Source organism: Anoxybacillus pushchinoensis (assembly GCF_900111795.1).
Lineage (GTDB): Bacteria > Bacillota > Bacilli > Bacillales > Anoxybacillaceae > Anoxybacillus > Anoxybacillus pushchinoensis.
This window is the reverse complement of record NZ_FOJQ01000069.1, coordinates 1-9,958: the sequence shown is the minus strand read 5'-3', so window position 1 is coordinate 9,958 and position 9,958 is coordinate 1. Positions and strand designations below refer to the sequence as shown.

The window sequence follows — 9,958 nt, the reverse complement described above, 5'->3', positions numbered from 1 at the left end:
GTTCATTTTCTTTGCGTAGCTGTTTGTTTTCTTTCAACAGTTGCTCAATGACTTGTTGTTGGTGAGTAATGAGCTGCTTTTGTTGTTGGACTTTGCTGATTAAGCTTTCAACTGTAAATACAGCTTGTTGTACCGTCAACATGCGATTCACCTCCTTGTCTATCAATATTCACATCATAGACAGGCAAAGCAGAAAATATTCAGCTCACTTTATGATGTGGCTGAATAGTTACGAATTTTTTAAACAAAAGCAGAGAGCCAATCTATGACCCTCTGTTTCTACAAATCTTGACATATATCGGGGCGTGACAGGCACGCTGCACAATTACATCGCCTCTTACCATGATATCCGTTGTCATACCGTTAATTTAATAGAATATTTAGATAATTAAAGCCAAAAAAATACTTCTCTACCGAACCGACTACTCATACAATTAGCGTACATTATGCACCAGCAGCCACACGATCCAGAGCGCCAATGTTACACAGAGTACATCAATGACCACATCCGACACAGGCAGCACCCGCCTAGGTTGAAACGACTGATGCCACTCATCGAAACAGGGTTAAATGATGATAAACACCCGTACCCCGCCATCGTCCACCATGCGACAACCGCAAGCAAGCCGAACACCAACACATGAGTGGACTTACGCACAAAGTAATTCCAAGACCATACACCATCATCTTGACTGATTTCGGCTATTGCTGAAAGAAAGATATAGACATTCGTTAAGATTCATTTCCTTTGCATACTTGCTTTAATTGTTGGGCAAGCTCTTGCACCATCTCTTTCGCGGTCATATGAGTCGACAGCTCTCCACGCTGGCATGCTTGAAGTAAAATATGCTTGAATTTTTCTGTTTCTAACGACGCTTCTTTTACTTTCATCAGTCTAACCACCTCCATACGAAAGAAGCCCCTGTGCCATCACGGCAACAGGGGCTCGTTCATTTTCGTTTATCGTTGGATTGCATGAAGAAATACGTCAATCACTCGATTTTGTTCTTCAGCTGTCATGCTCGAACCTGATGGCAAGCAAATGCCGTTGGCAAACAACTCGTCGGACACACTCCAACCTTCCTCATGCGGATAATACTGCACTCCGTCAAACAACGGCTGCAAGTGTAAAGGCTTCCACACTGGACGGGCTTCGATGTTCTCTGCCACCAACGCGCTGATAATATCCATCGGCGTCACGCCAAGCGCTTGCTGATCGATTGTCAACGTTGTCAGCCAACGGTTGGACATCGTCCCTTCGAGTTCAGGCATAAAGTGAATGCCTTCGATATCCCCTAACGCTCGTACGTAACGATCAAAAATCGCCCGTCTCGCCTTCACTCGCTCGTCCAATACTTCCAACTGCGCCCGGCCGATTCTAGGGACGATATTAAAATATGAGATAGTGATAATGTTGGGTGGGGTACGAGCCTAGATAAAAGGGTTTTTATATAGCCCCTTTACCAAAAAGCGCCTGTACAATGGTTTTAAAAAAGATTTTCATATCTAATGCAAAACCTTGGTTCGCCACATAATATAAGTCATATTTAATTTTCTCGCCATGAGGAATTTCACTTCTCCCGTTCACTTGGGCCCATCCAGTAATGCCAGGCTTAACTAATAACCTTTGCTTTTGATATTCATTGTAACAATCTGTAATCTCAGTAATCTCTGGTCTCGGTCCAATAATACTCATTTCCCCTTTTAACACATTAATAAACTGCGGTAATTCGTCCAGACTATACTTCCGAATAAAACGCCCTATTTTCGTGACATTTGGATCAAATCCTTGTGTACTTTTAAAAATAAAATCATCCGGCACACCGTTTTTCCAATCATATACTTTTTTCTGATTAGATCCATTATTTGTCACTTTCATAGATCGAAATTTATAAATGTAAAATGTACTTCCATTTAACCCTGTTCTTTTTTGTTTAAAAAATACCGGAAATCCGTCATCCAAAATGATTAATAGTGAAATAATCAAAAGGATGGGAGATAGCAAAATGAGTGCAACCAAGCTAAAAACAATATCAAAGATTCTTTTTGTTACTTTGTAAAATATACTTCCAGATGGTACTAATCTTTCTTCGTTCTTCATCTGTAAGTTCACACTCATGCTTGACACCTCCCAATCCGTTAGCCACTCCTATCACTTGAGTAGGATGTTTTATCTGATCCACAATCACATCACCTTGTTTTCCAAGTATACCGCCCGCTACACATCGAATTTGTTCAATCTCTCGAGTCCCAAAAACATTGTCAAAAAAGTGGAAAGTCTCTAAGTTTAGACTCATCAACGCATAATGAAAAGCGATTCTCGTATCTAGTCTAATGAACGAAACTCCATTGTTAAGTGCTACTTCTATAAAGTCTTTTGAAAAATTATTAATGCCACCGTCTATTACTGTTCCCTCTTTCTTTAGATAGTTGAAAAAGTTAGCACCAATAACATTTTCTGCGGATAAAAATGAAATCATCAAATCAAAACCGTTTTCATCCTCATGAAAAAGCTTTATTTTTGTGTCATTATACTTTGGAAGAATATAATTTAAGGCATCCACAATCGTTGGAGCTTTCTCCTGATTCCTAGCCCATACAACCACTTCTGCTTGTCTTTCCGCTAACCGCAATGCCATTTTGGAAGCTAAATTGCCCGAACCGAATATTAAAACTTTCTTCCCTTGAATATCTTCTTCAAATAAATGTCTGACCAATAAATCACAAGACTCTACCGTTACATCATTAGGTTTGAAAGGAATCACTTGTGATTTCGATATATTCTTTTTAGCAATAGAGAACAGGTTAAAGTTTTGTTTGTTTTCAGTATCCACTAATACATATTTTGCTTTTCCATCTATATATTTACATACATTTTCGCATATTACTTCATTACCTATAAAAAAACCAACTGATTTATAATTCAAGGCTTTTCTTCTAGGAAGAATAAAAAAATTTTTTCTCTTTTTAGAAGTATTGTTTAAAAATATAATTGATTTCTCTGGGTTTTCTAAGGAATCTATTTCTTTATCTATCTGAGTATATAAGCTTTCTATCTTCATCACTACTCCTTAACTCAATTTTTTGTTCTATCAGTTGAGAAAATTTTTAAATTATATGGTATTAGTTAAACTTTTTCAGTAAGTTCATTAACACGATACATACTATTTATAGAAGTAAAAGCGATTAAATGCTTACTACACTTCTTAAAATACTTTCTCTTCCAATAGAATGATATTCGATATTATGCTTTGCCACTTCTTCTAAAGAGTAGCAGTTCCGCCCATCAAATACAACTGGAGTTTTCATATATCTAACAAACGTATCAAGCGATAAGTTTTTAATTTCATTCCATTCTGTAACAATCATTGCAATATCGGCATCGTGAAGTGCCTCTTCTATCGAATTTGCATACATAATTTCATTACCAATAACACGCTTTGCATTTTCCATTGCAACTGGGTCATAAGCAGCAACAAAAGCACCATCTTTGACAAGTTCTTTAGCAATAACAATGGAAGCAGCTTCACGCATATCATCTGTATTCGGTTTAAAAGCCAAACCAAGCAAAGCCACTTTTTTCCCTTGCAAACTACCAAAGCGGTTACGTGCTTTTTCTACTAGTTTTACTTGTTGTTTATTATTAACATTTATTACAGCTTCTAATAAATCAAACTTATGGTCAACATTTCCAGCAATTTGCACTAATGCTTTTGTATCTTTTGGAAAACATGAACCTCCATAGCCAATACCTGCTCGTAAAAATTGTGGCCCGATTCGTGTATCCAACCCCATTCCATACGCAACATCCTCAACATTGGCACCAACTTTTTCACAAATATTTGCAATCTCATTAATAAAACTGATTTTTGTTGCTAAAAAGGCATTCGATGCATATTTAATCATCTCAGCACTATGGATATCCGTTTTAAAAATCGGAATGCCAAATGGCTTATTCACTTCTTCAATAATCGACGCAGCTCGCTCGTTATCAGCTCCAATCACAATCCGGTCACCGTGGAATGTATCGTAAATCGCCGAGCCTTCCCGTAAAAACTCTGGATTGGATACAACATCAAAATGAATGTCTTTCTTTAGAAGACTCTTTATCCAATTTCTTACTTTGTAGTTTGTTCCAACAGGCACAGTACTTTTTGTAACGACAACGACTCCATCTCTTTCGATATTTTCAGCAATATCTTTTGCTGCTTGTTCAACAAATCGTAAATCTGCAGAACCATCTTCTTTTTGTGGTGTACCTACCGCAATATAGATTACTTCCGCATCTTTAAATGCTTCTTTGTGACTTGTTGTAAAATGCAACCTACCATTTTCAATATTTTTCTTCATTAATTCATCTAAACCAGGCTCGTAAATCGGTGAAATTCCCTTTTTCATTTTCTCCACTTTTTGTTCATCTATATCGACACAAGTTACGTCATGACCAATATCGGAAAGACAAACACCAGTAACTAAACCGACATATCCTGTTCCTACTACTGCTATATTTTTCATGCCATCTTTTCCTTTCATAAAACAGACAATTAGATTTTATTAATTCTCGACCGACCAACAGCGATAATTAATCATCATTAATTATTTTTTCAAATGTTTTTTTTCAAGGCATTCCATGCGTAATTAATAAAGCACCATGATGCATAAAAAATATTAAGTTTTTCAAAATCCCTATACATCCTCCAAGTTTGTCTTGCCATTTTAAACTTGTTACTAGAAATAGATCCACTTACTTTTCTATATTTAGCAAGAGGCTCTTGAATGCCATAGGCTTTATAACCTTTTCTTAATATTGAAAGCCACGTAGCTGTATCTTGTCTCGTTCTCATATTGGGCATCTGTACTAGGCCCAGCTTATTTACGTCTAACATAACTGTTAAACACCCAATGATGGTATTTTTCAATAAACCTTTATAATCAATTTCTTTAGGCACTTGAATAATTTTGTCTGTTTCCGTACCATCCTCATTAATAATCCGATAACTTGTAAAAGAAAAAGCTATATCCTTCTCCTGCATAAAAGCTACTTGTTTTTCTAATTTGTCTGGATACCATAAATCATCGCTGTCAAGAAATGCTATATATTTTCCTTTTGCATTTTGGATGGCTGTATTTCTTGCTACCGCTGCACCACTATTTTTTGATAATTGTATTAGTCTAATCCTTTTATCTTTTTCAGCCGCACGTTTAATAATTTCTACTGTATTATCTTTAGAACAGTCATCTACTATAATCATTTCCCAATTGTAATATTTCTGGTTCTTAACAGATTCTATAGTTTGTCCAATATACGTTTCTGCATTATACGTAGGTGTTATAACTGAAACTAGAGGTATTTCTTTGTCCTTATTCATTGTATCACCCATTTACAAGAACCTTTAAAAAATCATAAGCTGACTTAATCCTGATTTTCTTAACAATTGATCCTCTGGAACATTCCTTAATTTCCTTGCCGAAACTCCTGCCACTAATTCTTCTTTCTCTACATCTTTAGTGACTACGCTCCCGGTTGCCACAGCGCCACCCTCTTTGATCACCTTTCTAGGAGGAATAGTAGCGTTAACACCTATGCGTTCCCCTTTTTTCGCAGTCACACCTTTAAATTTTCCAAAACGCTCTTTACTTCGAGCCATATAATTATCATTTGTCGTAACAACACAAGGAGCAATAAATACATAATCACCTAATTCTGAATAAGCTGTAATATAGCAGTTTGTTTCTAATTTGCAGTATTTACCTATTTTACAGTCATTTTCGATTGTCACGTCTTGACCAACAATAGTTCTTTCTCCAATCGTTACCCGCTCACGAATGGTCGCTAAATCAGCAATGATACTTCATCACCAATTTCCACATTTGCATAAATAATTGCCGAAGTCCCGATTATTACTCCTGAACCGATGACAACTGGCAGAAGTTGTTTCGTTTCCAACAATATCGATGGTTTTTACGCGCATCGATTGTTTGCTAATCACAACATTATCTTGAATAGTCAAATTATCATCAATTTTTGTCCCTTCAAAATAACTTTTAGCAGAAATATTCAATTTTGTTGGTCGGTTACACCTTACCTTTGGCTTTTACACTAATAAAACTGTATTAAATAATTGGTCAAGACCTATAATTATACTAAGAATTTTAGACAATGAGCTAATGCTACCCTCCATTCTCTCATTTCCCTAAACCCATTTAATTGAAGAGCCATATGATCTAACACCGAATAAGCCGGTCTTGGGGCTGGTCTTGGAAAATCTTTTGTTGTGCAAGGATTTACTTTAACCTCAATCCCAGCTTCCTCAAAAATCGCTTTCGCAAACTCATACCAAGAACAATGTCCCGAATTAGAAACATGATAAATGCCATACTTTTCTGTTTGAATTAGTTCTAAAATGCAATTGGCTAAATCTACTGTATACGTTGGACAACCAATTTGATCATGTACGACCATTAACTCATCTCGTTCTTGAGCCAATTTTAACATTGTTTTAACGAAATTATTTCCATGCTTTCCATAGACCCAAGAAGTCCTGACAATGAAAAACTTAGAGTGTAAGTCGCGAACAAACTGTTCCCCGGCTAATTTGCTTTTACCGTATACACTAAGTGGATTTGTTGGAGCAAACTCATTATATGGCACATTCGCTGTTCCATCAAAGACATAGTCCGTACTGACATAGACAAGTTTTGCCCCTATTGCTTCCGACGCAACAACAACATTCCTTGTTCCATAAGCATTAATTAAAAATGCTTGATCTGGCTCTGATTCTGCTAAATCAACTTTTGTATACGCTGCAGCATGAATGACAACATCAGGGTTAACTTCACTAATAACCTGTTTTACTTGCTCAAAGTTTGTTATATCTAACTCGTCTCGTCCATAACCATAAACTTTATACCCTCTATCAGCGAGTAAATGGACTAAATCTGTACCAAGCTGACCTTTTGCACCTGTTACAACCACTTTCATAGCCTGTCACCATACTGTTTTTGATAGTAGTTCATATATTCACCGGATTTAATATTTTTCCACCATTCTTGGTTGTCAATATACCATTGGATCGTTTCAACAATACCCTTTTCAAAGGTATATTGTGGCTTCCAGCCAAGCTCTGTCATAATTTTCGTTGGATCAATTGCATAACGACGATCATGCCCTGGACGATCGGCTACATATTTAATTAAATCTTTTGATACACCAAGTTTTTCAACGATGAAATGTACAATTTCATTATTTGTCCGTTCATTATGTCCGCCGATATTGTATACTTCCCCAGGTCTACCTTTATGAATCACTAAATCAATCGCTGTGCAATGGTCTTTAACATGCAACCAATCACGAATATTTTGACCGTCACCGTAAATCGGAAGTTCTTTTCCTTCCAGAGCATTCGTGATCATTAACGGAATGAGTTTTTCAGGAAAGTGATATGGTCCATAGTTATTAGAACATCTCGTAATGTTCACATTTAGTCCATATGTTTCATGATACGCTCTTACAAGTAGGTCTCCACCAGCCTTACTTGCCGAATAAGGGCTATTCGGTGCTAGTGGTGTTTCTTCTGTAAAATATCCCGTTTCTCCAAGTGTACCGTACACTTCATCCGTTGAAATTTGCACATATTTCTTAATATTGTTGGCTTTCGCCACATCTAATAACGCTTGCGTGCCTAATACATTTGTTTTTACAAAAATATCAGGATCTGTAATACTGCGGTCGACATGCGATTCAGCCGCAAAGTTCACAATAACGTCAATCTCGTGCGTTTTTACAAGATAATCGACTAACTCACGGTTATTGATATCGCCTTTCACAAATGTATAGTTCGGGTGATTTTCGACATCCTTTAAGTTTTCAAGATTACCAGCATAGGTTAATAAATCATAATTGACTACTTTATAATTTGGATATTTCTCGAGCATATAACGAACAAAGTTGCTTCCAATAAAACCTGCTCCGCCTGTAACTAAAAGATTCATTATTATCTCTCCCACTCAAAGTTAATTTCCGCATCCGCCAACAATGGATGTTTCGTATCTTTGTCAGAAAGAATTGGATTCGCCGTTGGCCAGTCAATCCCTAATGCGGGATCGCTCCATAAAATACCGCGGTCATGTTCAGGTGAATAATATTCATCTACTTTATATTGTACTTCCGTATTTTCCACTAACGTACAAAAACCGTGCGCAAAACCTTTTGGAACAAGCAATTGTCGCTTATTATCCGCGCTTAAAATAAAACCTTGCCATTTGCCAAATGTCGGTGAACCTTTGCGAATATCGACAACGACATCATAGATAGCTCCTCGAGTAACGCGAACTAACTTCGTTTGCGCCTTTGGATGTAATTGATAATGAAGACCGCGTATGGTACCTGCTTGTTGTGACAACGAATGATTGTCTTGAATAAAATCAAAATCAATCCCATATTCCGCAAAAAGCTTTTTATTGTAACTTTCCATAAAAAAACCCCGGTGATCGCCGAACACTTTTGGTTCGATCAACAATACACCGGGTAATAGCGTCTCATGTACTTTCATTTTTAAACACCTCTTCTACATATAAATCGGTCGTTTTTTCTGATTAGCAATATCAATTAAATATTGACCATACTGATTTTTCTTTAGCGGCTCCGCTAGTTTTAATAGCTGTTCTCGATCAATGTATCCTTTCACATAGGCAATTTCCTCGAGGCATGCGATTTTTAAACTTTGCCGTTTTTCAATCGTCTCGATAAATTGCGAAGCCTCAAGCAAAGATTCATGCGTACCGGAATCTAACCATGAAAAACCTCTTCCTAAAATCTCCACATGCAATTCGCCAAGCTCTAAATATTTTTTATTCACATCTGTAATTTCCAGCTCACCACGAGAGGAAGGCTTAATACTTTTCGCGAATTCTATAACACGGTTGTCATAAAAATACAACCCTGTCACCGCATAATTGGATTTCGGATGTTTCGGTTTTTCTTCAATAGAAATGACTTTTCCGTTTTCATCAAACTCTACAACGCCAAAACGTTCTGGATCGTTTACGTAATACCCAAACACCGTCGCCCCCGTTTTTCGGTCCACGGCGTTTTGTAATAACTTTGTCAACCCATGGCCATAGAACAGATTGTCTCCTAAAATCAGCGCAACATTGTCATCACCGATGAACTCCTCTCCAATAATAAACGCCTGCGCAAGACCATCTGGCGAAGGCTGCACGGCGTAAGACAACGAGATTCCCAGCTGCGACCCGTCTCCTAATAGCTCCGCAAACCGAGGCGTATCATTAGGAGTGGAAATAATTAAAATATCGCGAATACCAGCTAGCATTAAAACAGATAATGGATAATAAATCATCGGTTTATCGTAAATAGGTAACAACTGCTTAGATACCGCCCTTGTTAAAGGATAAAGGCGGGTGCCACTGCCACCTGCTAAAACAATTCCTTTCATCAAATATCTCCTCCACTAATTAAATAACTGAATCACATAAAAGTTATCAATGACATGGAGAACCTTGGGCAAATATCGGTACCGTCAAGAATTTTGTGTAATGTAAATGGGGTAGGGTTTCTCTGAAATGGATTTGAATTGATAGGGGACTGATTTTCTCCACACAAGAGACTGAATATTCAGTCTCTTGTGTGGAAAGGGAGAATCCCCTTATCTCATTTATTTACATTATTTGGTTAATGATAACGTTCTTCAAACATTCGCTCGAGGGCTTCCTGTGCTTCGGCAAATCCTCTTAACTTTCGCCCTGCCCATTTCTCATTAAAATCTTGAATGGTCAAATACACGACTTTTTCCGCGGCTTCTAAACTGCTCAAACTGTTCATCGGCTTTAGACGTTTCCGAATCTCCTTGATCGTTCGTTCGATGGCATTGGTCGTGTAAATCACACTTCGAATACTGCTTGGATAATCCATAAATGTAAGGAGGACATCCAACTCATT

12 protein-coding genes and 2 pseudogenes are annotated in these 9,958 nt (G+C 37.4%); all 14 read right to left on the bottom strand.

The genetic code is table 11. From position 1 onward, the window contains the following. Positions 1 to 434: 434 nt before the first annotated feature. A pseudogene (locus BM213_RS15320) lies at positions 435 to 554 on the bottom strand (VanZ family protein); the annotation flags it as partial. A gap of 178 nt (positions 555 to 732) precedes the next feature. Continuing rightward, the gene (locus tag BM213_RS14725; protein WP_167357417.1) at positions 733 to 891 is read right to left on the bottom strand and encodes a YwzD family small protein; all 159 of its coding nucleotides are present in this window, start codon (positions 889 to 891) and stop codon (positions 733 to 735) included. Between the two features lie 69 nt (positions 892 to 960). Next, positions 961 to 1,392: pseudogene (locus BM213_RS13060) on the bottom strand (DegT/DnrJ/EryC1/StrS family aminotransferase); the annotation flags it as partial. A gap of 55 nt (positions 1,393 to 1,447) precedes the next feature. Beyond that, positions 1,448 to 2,119: a sugar transferase gene (locus tag BM213_RS13055; RefSeq protein WP_279625327.1), complete on the bottom strand. Its 672-nt coding sequence runs from the start codon at positions 2,117 to 2,119 to the stop codon at positions 1,448 to 1,450. After that, a complete protein-coding gene (locus BM213_RS13050; RefSeq protein WP_091704848.1) occupies positions 2,034 to 3,062 on the bottom strand; it encodes an NAD(P)-dependent oxidoreductase in 1,029 nt (342 codons plus the stop codon). The genes BM213_RS13055 and BM213_RS13050 overlap by 86 nt, the downstream gene beginning before the upstream one ends. A 124-nt stretch (positions 3,063 to 3,186) precedes the next feature. Further along, complete coding sequence (locus BM213_RS13045; protein ID WP_091704845.1) at positions 3,187 to 4,515, bottom strand: UDP-glucose dehydrogenase family protein; 1,329 nt, start codon at positions 4,513 to 4,515, stop codon at positions 3,187 to 3,189. A gap of 89 nt (positions 4,516 to 4,604) precedes the next feature. Continuing rightward, a complete protein-coding gene (locus BM213_RS13040) occupies positions 4,605 to 5,381 on the bottom strand; it encodes a glycosyltransferase family 2 protein (protein WP_020754172.1) in 777 nt (258 codons plus the stop codon). 12 nt (positions 5,382 to 5,393) lie between these two features. After that, positions 5,394 to 5,780, bottom strand: coding sequence for an acyltransferase (locus BM213_RS13035; protein WP_244149296.1), 387 nt, complete (start codon positions 5,778 to 5,780; stop codon positions 5,394 to 5,396). Between the two features lie 53 nt (positions 5,781 to 5,833). After that, the gene (locus BM213_RS15085; protein WP_242664917.1) at positions 5,834 to 5,947 is read right to left on the bottom strand and encodes a hypothetical protein; all 114 of its coding nucleotides are present in this window, start codon (positions 5,945 to 5,947) and stop codon (positions 5,834 to 5,836) included. Between the two features lie 192 nt (positions 5,948 to 6,139). Continuing rightward, a complete protein-coding gene (gene rfbD, locus BM213_RS13030; protein ID WP_091704842.1) occupies positions 6,140 to 6,982 on the bottom strand; it encodes a dTDP-4-dehydrorhamnose reductase in 843 nt (280 codons plus the stop codon). Next, entirely contained in the window at positions 6,979 to 7,992 is a 1,014-nt protein-coding gene (gene rfbB / locus BM213_RS13025) for a dTDP-glucose 4,6-dehydratase (protein ID WP_081212785.1), read from the bottom strand. The genes rfbD and rfbB overlap by 4 nt, the downstream gene beginning before the upstream one ends. A 2-nt stretch (positions 7,993 to 7,994) precedes the next feature. Beyond that, the gene (rfbC, locus tag BM213_RS13020) at positions 7,995 to 8,552 is read right to left on the bottom strand and encodes a dTDP-4-dehydrorhamnose 3,5-epimerase (RefSeq protein WP_020756772.1); all 558 of its coding nucleotides are present in this window, start codon (positions 8,550 to 8,552) and stop codon (positions 7,995 to 7,997) included. A 15-nt stretch (positions 8,553 to 8,567) separates the two neighbouring features. Continuing rightward, positions 8,568 to 9,455: a glucose-1-phosphate thymidylyltransferase RfbA gene (gene rfbA, locus BM213_RS13015; RefSeq protein WP_091704840.1), complete on the bottom strand. Its 888-nt coding sequence runs from the start codon at positions 9,453 to 9,455 to the stop codon at positions 8,568 to 8,570. Between the two features lie 236 nt (positions 9,456 to 9,691). Further along, a partial coding sequence (locus BM213_RS13010; RefSeq protein ID WP_143091206.1) for a transposase occupies positions 9,692 to 9,958 on the bottom strand: 267 nt, incomplete at its 5' end.

What these genes read in the sequence shown, in the direction of transcription:
- BM213_RS14725 (WP_167357417.1), bottom strand. Translation starts at nt 891, where the DNA reads ATGAAAGTAAAAGAAGCGTCGTTAGAAACAGAAAAATTCAAGCATATT.
- BM213_RS13055 (WP_279625327.1), bottom strand. Translation starts at nt 2,119, where the DNA reads ATGAGTGTGAACTTACAGATGAAGAACGAAGAAAGATTAGTACCATCT.
- BM213_RS13050 (WP_091704848.1), bottom strand. Translation starts at nt 3,062, where the DNA reads ATGAAGATAGAAAGCTTATATACTCAGATAGATAAAGAAATAGATTCC.
- BM213_RS13045 (WP_091704845.1), bottom strand. Translation starts at nt 4,515, where the DNA reads ATGAAAAATATAGCAGTAGTAGGAACAGGATATGTCGGTTTAGTTACT.
- BM213_RS13040 (WP_020754172.1), bottom strand. Translation starts at nt 5,381, where the DNA reads ATGGGTGATACAATGAATAAGGACAAAGAAATACCTCTAGTTTCAGTT.
- rfbD (WP_091704842.1), bottom strand. Translation starts at nt 6,982, where the DNA reads ATGAAAGTGGTTGTAACAGGTGCAAAAGGTCAGCTTGGTACAGATTTA.
- rfbB (WP_081212785.1), bottom strand. Translation starts at nt 7,992, where the DNA reads ATGAATCTTTTAGTTACAGGCGGAGCAGGTTTTATTGGAAGCAACTTT.
- rfbC (WP_020756772.1), bottom strand. Translation starts at nt 8,552, where the DNA reads ATGAAAGTACATGAGACGCTATTACCCGGTGTATTGTTGATCGAACCA.
- rfbA (WP_091704840.1), bottom strand. Translation starts at nt 9,455, where the DNA reads ATGAAAGGAATTGTTTTAGCAGGTGGCAGTGGCACCCGCCTTTATCCT.